This window comes from Pseudomonas sp. VI4.1 (genome assembly GCF_002029345.1).
Classification (GTDB): Bacteria; Pseudomonadota; Gammaproteobacteria; order Pseudomonadales; family Pseudomonadaceae; genus Aquipseudomonas.
On record NZ_MULM01000108.1, the window covers coordinates 1 to 14,596 of the forward strand.

The 14,596-nt window shown below is 58.2% G+C and carries 12 protein-coding genes; 1 reads left to right on the forward strand and 11 read right to left on the reverse strand.

Features of this window, described 5'->3' with window-relative positions; all coding sequences use genetic code 11:
- Positions 1-143: 143 nt before the first annotated feature.
- The 3 genes from htpG to BZ163_RS06015 all read right to left on the reverse strand — a co-directional run bounded on the left by htpG (position 144) and on the right by BZ163_RS06015 (position 3,055).
- Complete coding sequence (gene htpG, locus BZ163_RS06005; RefSeq protein WP_128870170.1) at positions 144-2,048, reverse strand: molecular chaperone HtpG; 1,905 nt, start codon at positions 2,046-2,048, stop codon at positions 144-146.
- Between the two features lie 81 nt (positions 2,049-2,129).
- Positions 2,130-2,582 (reverse strand): PaaI family thioesterase, encoded by a 453-nt coding sequence (locus BZ163_RS06010; protein WP_128870171.1) that lies wholly within the window; start codon positions 2,580-2,582, stop codon positions 2,130-2,132.
- Entirely contained in the window at positions 2,579-3,055 is a 477-nt protein-coding gene (locus tag BZ163_RS06015; protein WP_128870172.1) for a PaaI family thioesterase, read from the reverse strand. The genes BZ163_RS06010 and BZ163_RS06015 overlap by 4 nt, the downstream gene beginning before the upstream one ends.
- A 158-nt stretch (positions 3,056-3,213) precedes the next feature.
- Here BZ163_RS06015 and BZ163_RS06020 point away from each other — a divergent pair, with 158 nt between their 5' ends.
- Positions 3,214-3,462, forward strand: a complete 249-nt coding sequence (locus BZ163_RS06020) for a hypothetical protein (protein ID WP_128870173.1) — start codon at positions 3,214-3,216, stop codon at positions 3,460-3,462.
- Between the two features lie 67 nt (positions 3,463-3,529).
- Here the strand turns inward: BZ163_RS06020 and BZ163_RS06025 are convergent, their stop codons facing one another.
- From BZ163_RS06025 to BZ163_RS06060, 8 genes are all read right to left on the reverse strand, one after another.
- A complete protein-coding gene (locus BZ163_RS06025; RefSeq protein ID WP_128870174.1) occupies positions 3,530-3,931 on the reverse strand; it encodes an MAPEG family protein in 402 nt (133 codons plus the stop codon).
- Positions 3,931-4,668: a DUF599 domain-containing protein gene (locus BZ163_RS06030; protein WP_128870175.1), complete on the reverse strand. Its 738-nt coding sequence runs from the start codon at positions 4,666-4,668 to the stop codon at positions 3,931-3,933. The genes BZ163_RS06025 and BZ163_RS06030 overlap by 1 nt, the downstream gene beginning before the upstream one ends.
- 268 nt (positions 4,669-4,936) lie before the next feature.
- On the reverse strand, positions 4,937-6,250 hold the full coding sequence (gene brnQ / locus BZ163_RS06035; protein ID WP_128870176.1) for a branched-chain amino acid transport system II carrier protein: 1,314 nt from the start codon (positions 6,248-6,250) through the stop codon (positions 4,937-4,939).
- 428 nt (positions 6,251-6,678) lie between these two features.
- Positions 6,679-7,560 carry a succinate--CoA ligase subunit alpha gene (gene sucD, locus BZ163_RS06040; protein WP_027922418.1) on the reverse strand — a complete coding sequence of 294 codons (882 nt, stop codon included), beginning with the start codon at positions 7,558-7,560 and terminating at the stop codon, positions 6,679-6,681.
- On the reverse strand, positions 7,560-8,726 hold the full coding sequence (gene sucC, locus BZ163_RS06045) for an ADP-forming succinate--CoA ligase subunit beta (RefSeq protein WP_103498765.1): 1,167 nt from the start codon (positions 8,724-8,726) through the stop codon (positions 7,560-7,562). The genes sucD and sucC overlap by 1 nt, the downstream gene beginning before the upstream one ends.
- 196 nt (positions 8,727-8,922) lie before the next feature.
- Positions 8,923-10,359: a dihydrolipoyl dehydrogenase gene (gene lpdA, locus BZ163_RS06050; protein ID WP_128870177.1), complete on the reverse strand. Its 1,437-nt coding sequence runs from the start codon at positions 10,357-10,359 to the stop codon at positions 8,923-8,925.
- Positions 10,360-10,457: 98 nt separating this feature from the next.
- Positions 10,458-11,678 (reverse strand): 2-oxoglutarate dehydrogenase complex dihydrolipoyllysine-residue succinyltransferase, encoded by a 1,221-nt coding sequence (gene odhB, locus BZ163_RS06055; protein ID WP_128870178.1) that lies wholly within the window; start codon positions 11,676-11,678, stop codon positions 10,458-10,460.
- 42 nt (positions 11,679-11,720) lie between these two features.
- The gene (locus tag BZ163_RS06060) at positions 11,721-14,552 is read right to left on the reverse strand and encodes a 2-oxoglutarate dehydrogenase E1 component (protein WP_128870179.1); all 2,832 of its coding nucleotides are present in this window, start codon (positions 14,550-14,552) and stop codon (positions 11,721-11,723) included.
- Positions 14,553-14,596 lie beyond the last annotated feature (44 nt).

Sequence of the window (14,596 nt, forward strand, 5' to 3'; positions counted from 1 at the left end):
CGTACGCAAATTTTACGGTCGACGCCGATCCAATGTGGGAGCGGGCTTGCTCGCGAATGGGCCGGCACTGACACCCTCCTCCCAGGACTACAAAAGCCCCAGTAAAAAAAACCCGCCGAAGCGGGTTTTTTTGTTCTACGCCGTTAAACCGACAGTTCAACCAGCAGCTTGTTGAGGCGGCGCACATACGCGGCCGGGTCCTTCAAGCTGTCGCCGGCCGCCAGGGCCGCCTGATCGAAGAGGATGTGCGACAGGTCGCCGAAGCGCTCGTCGCTCTGCTCGTTGTCGAGTTTCTCGATCAGCGGGTGAGCCGGGTTGAATTCGAAGATCGGCTTCGACTCCGGAACCTTCTGACCGCTGGCTTCGAGGATCTGACGCATCTGCATGCCCAGGTCCTGCTCGCCGATGGCCAGAATCGCCGGGGAATCGGTCAGGCGGTGGGAAACCCGCACTTCGGCCACCGAATCGCCCAATGCCGTTTTCAGACGCTCGACCAGGCCTTCTTTGGACTTGGCGACTTCTTCCGCGGCTTTCTTGTCCTCTTCCGAGTCCAGGTTGCCCAGGTCCAGGTCACCGCGCGCCACGTCGACAAAGTTCTTGCCGTCGAAGTCGCTGAGGTAGCTCATCAGCCACTCATCGATGCGGTCGGTCAGCAGCAGCACTTCGATGCCTTTCTTGCGGAAGACTTCCAGGTGCGGGCTGTTTTTGACCTGCGCGTAGGTTTCGCCGGTCAGGTAGTAGATCTTGTCCTGACCTTCCTTGGCGCGCGCCAGGTATTCGGCCAGGGAAACCACTTGCTCGCCTTCTTCGCCCTGAGTGGAGGCGAAACGCAGCAGGCCGGCGATTTTCTCTTTGTTGGCGAAGTCTTCCGCCGGGCCTTCTTTCATGACCTGGCCGAAGTTTTTCCAGAAGCTCTTGTACTGCTCAGGGTCGTTCTTCGCCAGTTTTTCCAGCATGTCGAGCACACGCTTGGTCAGCGCCGACTTCATGGAGTCGATGATCGGGTCTTTCTGCAGGATTTCCCGCGACACGTTCAGCGACAGGTCGTTGGAATCGACCACGCCTTTGATGAAGCGCAGGTACAGCGGCAGGAACGACTCGGCCTGATCCATCACGAATACACGCTGCACGTACAGCTTCAGGCCTTTGGGGGCTTCACGCTGGTACAGGTCGAACGGTGCACGGGCCGGCACATAGAGCAGCGAGGTGTATTCCAGCTTGCCTTCGACCTTGTTATGGCTCCAGCTCAGCGGGTTCTCGAAATCGTGAGCGACGTGCTTGTAGAACTCCTGGTATTCCTCGTCCTTGACTTCAGTACGCGGGCGAGTCCACAGGGCACTGGCGCGGTTGACGGTTTCCCATTCAACGGCCGGTTGCTCTTCACCTTCAACGGCTGCCGCTTCTTTCGGCAACTCGATCGGCAGTGCGATGTGATCGGAGTACTTCTTGATGATGTTGCGCAGACGCCAGCCGTCGGCGAATTCGTCTTCACCCGACTTCAGGTGCAGGACGATACGGGTGCCGCGCTCGGCTTTTTCAACGGTAGCGACTTCAAAGTCGCCTTCACCCTTGGACGACCAGTGCACGCCTTCGCTGGCAGCAGCACCGGCACGGCGGCTGAACACGTCGACTTTGTCGGCAACGATGAATGCAGAGTAGAAACCCACACCGAACTGACCGATCAGGTGCGAATCTTTTTTCTGATCGCCAGACAGGTGTTTCATGAAGTCGGCAGTGCCGGACTTGGCGATGGTCCCCAGATGGGTGATCGCGTCTTCGCGGCTCATGCCGATGCCGTTGTCTTCGAGGGTGACGGTTTTAGCGTCCTTGTCAAAGCTCACACGGATCTTCAGCTCGGCGCCACCTTCCAGCAGGTCAGGCTTGGCCAAGGCTTCAAAGCGTAATTTATCGACAGCGTCAGAGGCGTTCGAGATCAATTCGCGAAGGAAAATTTCCTTGTTGGAATACAGCGAATGGATCATGAGGTGCAGCAGTTGCTTCACCTCGGTCTGGAAGCCCAGGGTTTCCTTTTGAGTTTCCACACTCATGGTCATCAAACTCCAATCAGATGGCATAAGCCGCGACCTTGACGGTCGGCGGCGGGTTGTCATCAAAGTTGGGGGCTCAGATCAGGATTTCAAGGGCTCTTCGATTTTGAAATGAGCCCGGGCCGTGGCAATCGGCTCGGATTCGGTACTTTGCCAGGCCGTAATCGCTACGTTGGCAACGCGCCGCCCCTGGCGACATACCTGGCACCTGGCCCAGGTGTCACGGAATTGCCCTGCGCGCAGGTAGTCGAGGGAGAAGTCGATGATCTTCGGCACGCCGGGTGATCCGGTGAAAACCAGCAGGTGCAGCGCCGCGGACAATTCCATGAACCCGGCAATCACGCCGCCATGAATCGCCGGCAGCAGAGGGTTGCCAATATTGTCCTTGTTAGCCGGCAAGCGAAACAACAACTCATCCCCAACCCGCGAACACTCGATGCCGATCAGTTTCGCATAGGGAACCCGGTGCAGCAGCGAGGCGTAGTCCCCCTGTTCATGGGCCTGTTGCAGTTGCTCCTTGAAGTTGTCAGTCATGGCGCACGTCCGACGATGACACCGCCAAACCCTTTGGTGCCCTTGATGGCTTTACCCATGCGCATGAAGGTGCCGACGACATGGGCGATGGGTTGTTCGGGGTCGTCCTGATAGGCAAAGCCGCGGGCGAAGATCACATCGGTGGTGACCCGGTAGCACTGGGCAAATCCATAGACATCTTTGTGCGGTTCGGCGGCGTGCATGTAATCGATACGCAGGTCCAGGGTCGGACACACTTCGAACTCGGGCAACACGCAGAGGGTGGACATGCCACAGGCGGTGTCCATCAGCGACGTCAGTGCCCCGCCATGGATGACGCCGGTTAGCGGATTGCCGACGATTTGCGGGCTGTACGGCAAGATTACGGTAAGCCCTTCACCACTCGCGCTGTGAACCCGCAGCCCAAGGACCTGACAATGTCGCAGCGCCGACAGGAATCGTGTCGCACGCTCAAAAACGGGGTTTTCGGCCATTTGATAAAAACTCTTGTTAGTGTCCTGAGATCGCACCAGGCGCTTTGAGTAAAAGTTCCCGCCGGAATATTCTTATATATCTGTATGAATTGAGGAACTTAACGCTGAGCGCTGTGCTCGAAAGGCCAGTAGATATTTTCCATAAGGAGAAACACCCCATGCGTAAGACTTTAGCTATTGCCTTGATGTTGACCGCTTCCCTCGGTCTCGCTGCTTGCGATAAAAAATCCGAGGACAAAGCTCAAGATGCCAACCAACATGCTGAGCAAGCTCAGCAAGACATGAACAAAGCTCAGGATAAAGTGAACGACGCAGCAAAAGAAAACGCCGAAGCTGCCAAAGCTCAGGCTGAATCGAACAAAGCTGCAGTAGAAGAAACTGCTCCGGAAGCAGCACCTAAAAACTAAAACAGTTTTTAGCGTGATAAAAGAAAACCCGCCAAGTGCGGGTTTTCTTTGGTCTGCGATACTGGCGTCACAGCAGAATCGTTCTAAAAGTCGGACTAATCATCAGCAACAACGAACAGATTAAGCCCACCAACCACACCAGGCTGCGCTGCCAGGCCAGGTCTACCCAATAGCACAGCAAATAAATGATTCGTGTTATCACGAAGATGATTGCCAGCGAATCGATAAGCCACCCCGCCGTCTGCGTGGTATGCGCCATCAACACCCCCACCGCAAACAATATGAATGCCTCGATACAGTTCTGATGCGCCGCCAGCGCCCTGGCCCCGAAGCCGGTAAGTTGCGCCTGCTGCTGGCGTGGCAGGTGATTATCGTAACCACCCTGCTCTTTCATGGCCTTGGTTACCGGGATGCGCGCCACATAAATCAGCAAGGCACTGATAAACACACACCAGAACGGAATACTCATCAAGCGACCTCTTTACTCGGCTCGGGCAAGGGAGCCTCTGTAGGGGTATAGACCATTACGTCGAGAACGTCGGAGTGAAATTCCCGACGATAGAGCACCAACACCACGCCGGTACTCATCAACATGAACAACCAGGGACTGACGAACCAGGCCAGCATGGTCATGCCGAAGTAATAAGAGCGCAGGCCGAAGTTGAACTGGTTGGCGGCCATGGAAATGACCCGGGCTGCCCGGGCGGCAAAGGCTTTGCGTTCCTGCTCGGAAACATGCCGTTCACCGACCATGGGTGCCGAACCCACCAGGATCGCCGCGAAGTTGTACTGGCGCATGCACCAGCTGAAGGTAAAGAACGCATAGACGAATACCATCGCCAGGCATAACAACTTGATTTCCGACATGCCCTGGGACGCTTGCTGCACCATCGGGATATCCGCCAGCAACGACACGGCCCTTTCGGACGCACCCAGCACCGTGAGAATGCCGGCCAGGATAATCAGCGTGCTGGACGCGAAGAACGAGGCGTTGCGCTCCAGGTTGCCGATCACGCTGGCGTCGGCGATACGGTTATCGCGCAGCAGCATGCGGCGCATCCAGTCTTCGCGGTACAGGTGCAGGACGCTGGCCAGGCACGCGGTGTCCCGGGCTTTCCACGTCGCATAGCGCGTGTAGCCGCCCCAGCAGATCACGAACCAGGCGGCGGCGAGAATGTGGATCAGGTTGGCGAGGATGAACGACATGCAGGTCCTTGTGACATATTTGCGGTGTACCGCAACCCTGTGGGAGCGGGCTTGCTCGCGAAAGCGGTGGGTCAGTCGACATCAATGTTGAATGATAAGCCGTCTTCGCGAGCAAGCCCGCTCCCACATGAGGTCTTTGCAGTGTTTCGACGTTAGCTTAAGAAAAAAGACACTGCATCACGCGCATAAAAAATGCCCCGTATCGATTGATACGGGGCATTTCAGTTTGTGCTGTCACAGGCCCGCTTGTGGCGGCCCTTGCAGCAGCTTACGCCAGCGCTTCTTCGCGCTTGCCCAGCAAACGATCACACACCACCGCAACCACCAGGGTCATGACCGACGGTACCAGCCACGCCAGACCTTGCTCGCTCAACGGCAGGTGAGCCAGCTGCGTCGGCAGCCAGTCCGCCAGACCGGCGCCTTTGAGTGCATCAATCAGGCCGAAGATAAAGGACACCAGCATCACCGGGCCGACAATACGGCCCTGCTCATGCCAGAAGTCCTTGCAGAAGCTCAGGGCCACCAGGGCGATGCACGGCGGGTAGATCGCGGTCAGTACCGGGATCGAGAACGCGATCAGCTTGGTGAGGCCCAGGTTGGACACCAGCAGGGAAAACGCGGCAAGGATGATCACCAGGGTTTTGTAGGACAGTGGCAGCACGCGACTGAAGTATTCAGCGCAGGCACAGGTCAGGCCGACCGCCGTGACCAGGCATGCCAGGGCGATCAACACTGCCAGGAAACCGCTGCCCAGGGAGCCAAAGGTGTGCTGCACGTAAGCGTGCAATACCGCCGCGCCATTGGTCGCACCGGCGGCCACTTCATGGCTGCCCGAACCGAGACGGAACAGGCTGACGTACACCAGGGCCAGGCCTACGCCGGCAATCAGCCCGGCAATGATCGCGTAACGGGTGATCAGCGCCGGCGACTCGACACCACGGGAGCGGATGGCATTGACGATGACAATGCCGAAGACCAGTGCCCCCAGGGTATCCATGGTCAGGTAACCATTGATGAAGCCCTGAGAAAACGGTGCCGCCACGTACTCGGGAGTACCGACGCCGATGTCGCCGGCCGGCAATGCAAACGCGGCGATGCCGAGAATAGCCAAGGCGATGATCTTCAGCGGTGCGAGGAAGCGTCCTACGGTATCCAGCAAACGGCCCGGGTACAGCGAGATGAAGAACACCAGCAGGAAGTACACCGAGCTATAGAGGAACAGTGCCAGCGGGCTCTCGCCGGTCAGCGGTGCCAGGCCGACTTCGAAGGATACGGTCGCGGTGCGCGGCGTCGCGAACAACGGGCCGACAGCCAGGTAGCAGGCAGCGGCCAGCAGGCCCCCGGCGACTTTACCGATCGGGCTGCTCAAGGCATCCATGGCGCCGCCGACTTTGGCCAGGGCGACCACGGTAATCACCGGCAGACCGACTGCGGTGATCAGAAAGCCCAGCGCCGCCAGCCAGACATGAGGTCCGGCCTGCAAGCCGACGATAGGCGGGAAGATAATATTGCCAGCCCCGACAAACAGGGCAAAGGTCATGAATCCAAGTGCCAGGATGTCCTGGCCTTTCAACACTTTCATTAAGGAAATACCACACTACTGAATCGGAATTTAGAGGGGGACTTCCCTATGGGTGAGGGAAATGCTGTCGGTCCGTATGGGACTGACCCGTTTAGCGCGTAGCGGCCTTATGGGCTGCGGACGCAAAAATGGCGGCTAGCCTAACGAATTTGCTCGCAAAACGCACTGTTAGGGTGCGAACTATCCGATACACGACATTTCAGTGTCGCGTTTTCATACATAACGTTCATCCTACGGTGAACCCTGTAGGAGCTGGCTTGTCGGATCGCCGCATCGCCGCGAATGCGGCACGTCTGATGGACCGCGTCGCCTGGTTCGCCAGCAAGCCGGCTCCTACAGGAACCGATGCGTCATTTGATTCGGTCGGAAACGACAAAGGCCACCCGAAGGTGGCCTTTGTCAGCAGAGCTACAAGTTAAGCGCGAGGCTTACTTCATCGCCCAACCGGTCAGCTCGGACAGAGCCTTGCCGATGTCTGCCAGCGAACGCACGGTTTTAACGCCTGCGTCTTCCAGGGCAGCAAACTTCTCGTCTGCAGTGCCTTTGCCGCCAGAGATGATTGCGCCAGCATGGCCCATGCGCTTGCCCGCAGGGGCAGTCACACCAGCAATGTAGGAAACAACCGGCTTGGTCACGTGTGCCTTGATGTAGGCAGCCGCTTCTTCTTCAGCCGAACCGCCGATCTCGCCGATCATCACGATCGCTTCGGTCTTCGGGTCTTCCTGGAACAGCTTCAGGATGTCGATGAAGTTCGAACCCGGGATCGGGTCACCGCCGATGCCGACGCAAGTCGACTGACCGAAACCGGCGTCAGTAGTCTGCTTCACAGCTTCGTAGGTCAGGGTGCCGGAACGGGAAACGATACCGACCTTGCCTGGCAAGTGAATGTGACCTGGCATGATGCCGATCTTGCATTCGCCTGGAGTGATCACGCCTGGGCAGTTAGGGCCGATCAGGACTACGCCCAGCTCGTCGCACTTAACTTTAGCGTCCAGCATGTCCAGGGTAGGAATGCCTTCGGTGATGCAAACGATCAGCTTGATGCCGCCGAAAGCAGCTTCCAGGATCGAGTCCTTGCAGAAAGGAGCTGGAACGTAGATCACGCTGGCGGTGGCGCCAGTGGCAGCTACAGCGTCTTTCACGGTGTTGAACACTGGCAGACCCAGGTGCTCGGTGCCGCCTTTGCCCGGAGTAACGCCACCGACCATCTTGGTGCCGTATTCGAGAGCTTGCTGGGTGTGGAAACTACCTTGCGAACCGGTAATACCCTGGCAGATAACTTTGGTGTCTTTATTGATCAGGACGCTCATTATTTGCCCTCCGCAGCTTTGACAACTTGTTGAGCAGCGTCGGTCAGGCTGGTAGCAGCGATGATGTTCAAACCGCTTTCTGCCAGTACTTTAGCGCCCAGCTCAGCGTTGTTGCCTTCAAGGCGAACAACAACCGGGATTTTCACGCCGACTTCTTTCACAGCGCCGATGATGCCTTCGGCAATCATGTCGCAACGAACGATGCCGCCGAAGATGTTGACCAATACTGCAGCGACGTTAGTGTCGGACAGGATGATCTTGAACGCTTCGGTCACGCGTTCTTTGGTAGCACCGCCGCCCACGTCGAGGAAGTTGGCTGGTTTGCCGCCATGCAGGTTGACGATGTCCATGGTACCCATGGCCAGGCCAGCACCGTTGACCATGCAACCGATGTTGCCTTCCAGCGCTACGTAGTTCAGTTCGAACTTGGCAGCGTGCGCTTCGCGCGGATCGTCTTGCGACGGATCGTGGAAAGTCTTCAGCTTAGGCTGACGGTACATGGCGTTGGCGTCGATGTTGATCTTGGCGTCGAGGCAATGCAGATCGCCGTCAGCCTTGATCACCAGCGGGTTCACTTCCAGCAGAGCCAGGTCGTGATCCTTGAACAGTTTGGCCAGACCCACGAAGATCTTGGCGAACTGAGTCACTTGCTTGCCTTCCAGACCCAGCTGGAATGCCAGCTCGCGACCCTGGAATGGCTGAGCGCCAACCAGTGGATCGATAGTGGCCTTGAGGATTTTCTCAGGGGTGTCGTGAGCGATTTTCTCGATGTCCACGCCACCTTCGGTGGAAGCCATGAACACGATGCGGCGGCTCGAACGGTCAACGACAGCGCCCAGGTACAGCTCTTTAGCGATATCAGTGCACGATTCAACCAGGATCTTGGTGACTGGCTGACCATTGGCATCAGTCTGGTAAGTCACCAGACGCTTGCCCAACCACTGTTGAGCGAATGCTTTGGCGTCTTCCTTGCTGCGAACCAGCTTGACGCCGCCCGCTTTACCGCGACCACCAGCGTGAACCTGGGCTTTGACAACCCATTCGGTCCCGCCGATCTTGTCGCATGCTTCTGCTGCTGCTTCCGGGGTGTCTACGGCGAAACCCTGGGATACTGGCAGGCCGTATTCAGCGAACAGCTGCTTACCCTGATACTCGTGAAGATTCATGCTTATTACCGTCTTCGTTAGGTACTGCGCATTCGGTGCTGCACTCGTTCAAGTGCCGCACCACCTGTGACTGCTGCTTGCGTAGCCTTTCCGGACAACCGGTGCAGCTACGCAAGACTGCGTCCAGCGGATGTTCCGCGGTGAGTCTTGCTTGCAAGGCTCACGACGGGCTATACCGCCGTGGTTTCTTATTGTCTTAACGCTTCTTCTTGTTGGCGATGTGAATGGCGCCGCCATTCACTGCCAGAGCGGCTTCGTGCAAGGCTTCGGACAGGGTCGGATGGGAGAAGACCATCATGCCCAGGTCTTCAGCGCTGGTGCCGAATTCCATACCGATCGCGCCCTGCTGAACCAGTTCTGCAGCGCTCGGGCCAATCACGTGGACGCCCAATACGCGGTCAGTCTTGGCATCGGCAATGACTTTCACGAAACCGCCGGTATCGTTGGCTGCCATGGCACGGCCACTGGCTGCGAACGGGAAAGTGCCGACGTTAACTTCAACGCCTTCAGCTTTCAAGGTCTGCTCGGTTTTACCGACCCATGCGATTTCCGGGTGAGTATAAATAACCGAAGGGATCAAGTCATAGTTCATCTGGGCTTTGTGGCCCTTGATGCGCTCGACGACCATGATGCCTTCTTCCGAGGCCTTGTGAGCCAGCATCATGCCGCGAACCACGTCGCCGATTGCGAAAACGCCCGGTACGGTGGTGGCGCAGTGATCGTCAACGTGCACGAAACCGCGCTCGTCGAGGGTCACGCCGCAGTCGGCGGACAGCAGATCAGTGGTCACCGGACGGCGACCAACGGCTACGATCAGCTTGTCGAAGGTGATGGTCTGCTCGCCCTTGGCGTCGGTGTAGTTCACCACGACTTCGTCGCCGTTCACTTTGGAACCGGTGACGCGAGCGCCCAGCTTGATGTCCAGACCCTGTTTGGTCAGGGTTTTCAGCGCTTCCTTGGAAACGGCAGCGTCAGCGGCCATCAGGAAGGTGTCCAGCGCTTCGAGAACGGTGACTTCCGCACCCAGGCGGGACCAGACCGAACCCAGTTCCAGACCGATCACGCCAGCGCCGATCACGCCCAGACGTTTTGGTACGGATTGGAATTCCAGCGCGCCCGTCGAATCGACGATCACATTCTGGTCAACCGGAGCCGGTGGAATGTCGATCGGACGCGAGCCAGGGGCCAGAATCACGTTTTCGGCTTCGATGATCTCTACCGAACCGTCAGGTTTGGTGACTTCGACTTTCTTGCCGGCCAGCAGCTTGCCGTGACCCTGGATGGAGGTCACACCGTTGGCTTTGAACAGGGTCGCTACACCGGAAGTCAGACCCTTGACGATGTTGGCCTTGCGGCCGACCATCGCTGGCACGTCCATGGTCACGCCGGCGTGGTTGATCCCGTGGATCGCGAAGCCTTCTTTGGCTTCCTTGTATTTCCAGGAGCTGTCCAGCAGCGCCTTGGAAGGAATGCAACCGACGTTCAGGCAGGTACCGCCCAGAGCCAGCTTGTCTTCCTTGTCGGTGTACTTCTCGATGCAGGCCGTCGAAAGACCCAGCTGCGCGGCCTTGATGGCAGCCACATAGCCGCCAGGGCCAGCGCCGATCACTACTACGTCAAATTTCTGCGACATTCAAAAAATCCTCTTTTGGCAACAAGCTTGAAGCCACAAGCCTCAAGCCAGGCTGCAATCGCTTGCAGCTTGTGGCTTGAAACCTGTAGCGGCTTCTATCAGATATCCAGCAGCAAACGAGCCGGGTCTTCCAGCAGGTTCTTGATGGTAACCAGGAAGGTCACAGCTTCTTTGCCATCGATCAGACGGTGATCGTAGGACAGCGCCAAGTACATCATCGGACGGATGACAACCTGACCATTGATCGCCATAGGACGCTGCAGAATGTTGTGCATGCCCAGGATGGCCGCTTGCGGCGGGTTGACGATCGGGGTCGACATCATCGAACCGAAGGTACCACCGTTGGTGATGGTGAACGTGCCACCGGTCATCTCGTCCATCGACAGTTTGCCGTCACGGGCTTTCTTGCCGAAAGTGGCGATGCCGCCTTCGATTTCAGCCAGGCTCATCAGTTCGGCGTTACGCAGGACCGGTACAACCAGACCGCGGTCGCTGGAAACAGCCACACCGACGTCAGCGTAGCCGTGGTAAACGATGTCCGCACCGTCGATCGACGCGTTGACGGCCGGGAAGCGTTTCAGCGCTTCGGTGGCAGCCTTGACGAAGAACGACATGAAGCCCAGGCGCACGCCATTGTGGGACTTCTCGAACAGATCCTTGTACTTCGAACGCAGCGCCATGACTTCGGTCATGTCGACTTCGTTGAACGTGGTCAGCATCGCCATGTTCGATTGTGCTTCAACCAGACGCTTGGCGACGGTAGCGCGAACGCGGGTCATCGGTACGCGCTTCTCGATGCGATCGCCGGCAGCGAACACTGGAGCAGCAGCGGCAGGTGCAGCAGCCTTGGCAGGCGCGGCAGCCGGAGCGGCTTTCTTGGCAGCAACGGCTGCAACCACGTCTTCCTTGGTCACACGACCGCCTTTGCCAGTGCCGGCAACGGAAGCGATGTTGATGCCGTTTTCTTCAGCCAGCTTGCGAGCAGCCGGTGCAGCAACAGGATCGTCTTCGCCTTCGGCGGCAGGAGCAGCAGCCTGTGCAGCGGCCGGAGCAGCGGCAGCGGCTGGAGCGGCAGCAGCGCCGCCCGCTTCGATGGAGCCCAGGACTTCGTCGGACAGAACAGTCTCGCCTTCGTTCTTGACGATAGCGCCCAGCACGCCGTCAGCGGTAGCCAACACTTCCAGTACGACTTTGTCGGTTTCGATGTCGACGATCAGGTCGTCACGCTTGACGGCGTCGCCCGGCTGTTTGTGCCAGGTGGCAACGGTGCCATCGGCAACCGATTCCGGGAAAGTGGGGGCTTTGATTTCGATAGCCATTATCTGTGGGTCCTTAAATTCGGTTTCAGGTGCGCGAAGGCGTTAAACAGTAAAGGCGTCTTGCAGCAGTTTTTCCTGCTGCTCGGCGTGCATCGATGCGTAACCGCATGCAGGTGCAGCAGAAGCCTCACGGCCCGCGTACTCGAGTACGAGAGACTTGTCGAGGTTACTGATGCTGCGACGCATGTGGTGTTGGCTGCAATACCACGCACCCTGGTTCATCGGCTCTTCCTGGCACCAAACGGCATGCTTGACGTTGGTGTAAGGAGCCAGGACTTCTTTCAAGTCGTCCTCAGGGAATGGGTACAGCTGCTCGATACGCACGACGGCGATGTCGTCACGGCCTTCGGCACGGCGTTTTTCCAGCAGGTCGTAGTAGACCTTGCCGCTACACAGAACAACGCGCTCGACCTTTTTCGGATCCAGTGCATCGATTTCCGGGATGACGGTCTGGAACGAACCTTCGGCCAGATCTTCCAGGGTAGACACAGCGAGCTTGTGACGCAGCAGCGACTTCGGCGTCAGCACGATCAACGGCTTGCGCAGCGGGCGAATCACCTGACGACGCAGCAAGTGGTAGATCTGAGCCGGTGTAGTCGGTACGGCTACCTGAATGTTGTGCTCGGCGCACAGCTGCAGGTAACGCTCCAGACGAGCCGACGAGTGCTCCGGACCCTGGCCTTCATAACCGTGCGGCAGGAGCATGGTCAGACCGCAGAGACGGCCCCACTTGTGCTCGCCACTGGTGATGAACTGGTCGATGACCACCTGGGCACCGTTGGCGAAGTCGCCGAACTGGGCTTCCCAGATCACCAGCGCTTCCGGCGTGGTGGTCGAATAACCGTATTCGAACGCCAGAACCGCTTCCTCGGACAGGAACGAATCGTACAGGTCGAAACGTGGCTGACCTTTGTACAGGTTCTGCAGCGGAATGTAGCTGCCAGTGTCTTTCTGGTTGTGCAGGACGGCGTGACGGTGCGAGAACGTACCGCGACCGATGTCCTGACCCGTCATGCGAATCGGGTGACCTTCGAACGCCAGGGTCGCGTACGCCATGGTTTCGGCGTAACCCCAGTTGATCGGCAGGCCGCCGGCTTGCATCTTCTGACGGTCTTCGTAGATTTTCGAGACCTGGCGCTGAACCACGAAGCCTTCCGGAATTTCCAGCAGCTTGGCGGACAGTTCCTGCAGGGTCTTCAGATCGAAACGCGTGTCGTGACGCGCGGTCCAGGCGTGGCCCAGATACGGACGCCAGTCCACGAACAACTCTTTGTTCGGCTCTTTGACCAGGCTTTTCACTACGTGCAGACCGTTGTCCAGCGCGTTGCGGTATTCGTCGACCTTGGCCTGGACACGCTCGGTGTCGAGCACACCGCCCTGGGTCAGGCGATCGGCATACAGCTCACGGGTGGTACGCTGCTTGGCGATCTGCTGATACATCAGCGGCTGGGTACCGCTTGGTTCGTCGGCCTCGTTGTGGCCGCGACGACGGTAGCAGACCAGATCGATCACCACGTCACGCTTGAACTGCATGCGGTAGTCGATGGCCAGCTGGGTCACGAACAATACGGCTTCCGGATCATCACCATTCACATGGAGGATCGGCGCCTGGATCATTTTCGCGACGTCGGTGGCGTACTCGGTGGAACGCGAGTCCAGCGGGTTGCTGATGGTGAAACCGACCTGGTTGTTGATCACGATGTGCACGGTACCGCCGGTTTTGAAACCGCGGGTCTGCGACATCTGGAAGGTCTCCATGACCACGCCCTGACCGGCGAATGCCGCGTCACCGTGGATGGAAATCGGCAGAACCTTCTCACCGGTCGGGTCGTTACGACGATCCTGACGGGCGCGAACCGAACCCTCGACCACTGGCGAAACGATTTCCAGGTGGGACGGGTTGAACGCCATGGCCAGGTGAACTTCACCACCGGTAGTCATCACGTTGGAGGAGAAGCCCTGGTGGTATTTAACGTCACCGGAACCCAGCTCGACTTTTTTCTTGCCTTCGAACTCGTCAAACAGCTCGCGCGGGTTCTTGCCGAAGGTGTTGACCAACACGTTCAGGCGACCACGGTGAGCCATGCCGATCACGATTTCCTTGGTGCCGTAGGAACCGGAACGCTGGATCAGCTCGTCGAGCATCGGAATCAGGCTCTCGCCGCCTTCCAGGCCGAAACGCTTGGTACCCGGGTATTTGGTACCCAGGTATTTTTCCAGGCCTTCGCCGGCGGTCACGCGCTCGAGCAGGTGGCTCTTGATGTCGGCGGAGTACGTCGGACGGCCACGCACGCTTTCCAGACGCTGCTGGAACCACTGGCGCTGCTCGGAATCGGTGATGTGCGTAAACTCAGCGCCAATGGTGCGGCAATATGTCTGCTGCAACGCTTCGTGAATTTCGCGTAGGCTCGCCTCCTCTTTGCCGATGAACAGGTCGCCGGCACGGAAGGTCGTATCAAGATCGGCATTGGTCAAGCCGTAATGATTGATCGACAGGTCTGCAGGTGCAGGACGCTGCCACAGCCCCAGCGGGTCAAGCTGGGCTGCCTGGTGGCCACGCATACGGTAGGCCTGGATCAATCGCAGCACTTCAACTTGCTTCTTCTCGTGCTCACTGCTCACGCTGCCGGCGGAAACCGGTTGGGCGCGGCGCTGGTTCTTTGCCAGCAAGACGAAATGATCGCGAATCGTGGAGTGCGAAACATCGGTGGCAGAGTTGCCGTCGGCAGGCAACTTCTGGAAGTAGGTGCGCCACTCTTCTGGCACAGCGTTAGGGTCGTGCAGGTAGAGCTCGTAGAGCTCTTCCACATAGGCAGCGTTACTACCGGATAGGTAGGCGCTGTTCCACATGCGCTGCATCACGCTTTCTTGCATGCTTGGTCACCCTCGGTTAGGGGAACACCACCGGCGTCGACACC

What these genes read in the sequence shown, in the direction of transcription:
- BZ163_RS06010 (WP_128870171.1), bottom strand. Translation starts at nt 2,582, where the DNA reads ATGACTGACAACTTCAAGGAGCAACTGCAACAGGCCCATGAACAGGGG.
- sucD (WP_027922418.1), bottom strand. Translation starts at nt 7,560, where the DNA reads ATGAGCGTCCTGATCAATAAAGACACCAAAGTTATCTGCCAGGGTATT.
- brnQ (WP_128870176.1), bottom strand. Translation starts at nt 6,250, where the DNA reads ATGAAAGTGTTGAAAGGCCAGGACATCCTGGCACTTGGATTCATGACC.
- BZ163_RS06015 (WP_128870172.1), bottom strand. Translation starts at nt 3,055, where the DNA reads ATGGCCGAAAACCCCGTTTTTGAGCGTGCGACACGATTCCTGTCGGCG.
- BZ163_RS06020 (WP_128870173.1), top strand. Translation starts at nt 3,214, where the DNA reads ATGCGTAAGACTTTAGCTATTGCCTTGATGTTGACCGCTTCCCTCGGT.
- BZ163_RS06025 (WP_128870174.1), bottom strand. Translation starts at nt 3,931, where the DNA reads ATGAGTATTCCGTTCTGGTGTGTGTTTATCAGTGCCTTGCTGATTTAT.
- htpG (WP_128870170.1), bottom strand. Translation starts at nt 2,048, where the DNA reads ATGAGTGTGGAAACTCAAAAGGAAACCCTGGGCTTCCAGACCGAGGTG.
- BZ163_RS06060 (WP_128870179.1), bottom strand. Translation starts at nt 14,552, where the DNA reads ATGCAAGAAAGCGTGATGCAGCGCATGTGGAACAGCGCCTACCTATCC.
- sucC (WP_103498765.1), bottom strand. Translation starts at nt 8,726, where the DNA reads ATGAATCTTCACGAGTATCAGGGTAAGCAGCTGTTCGCTGAATACGGC.
- BZ163_RS06030 (WP_128870175.1), bottom strand. Translation starts at nt 4,668, where the DNA reads ATGTCGTTCATCCTCGCCAACCTGATCCACATTCTCGCCGCCGCCTGG.
- odhB (WP_128870178.1), bottom strand. Translation starts at nt 11,678, where the DNA reads ATGGCTATCGAAATCAAAGCCCCCACTTTCCCGGAATCGGTTGCCGAT.
- lpdA (WP_128870177.1), bottom strand. Translation starts at nt 10,359, where the DNA reads ATGTCGCAGAAATTTGACGTAGTAGTGATCGGCGCTGGCCCTGGCGGC.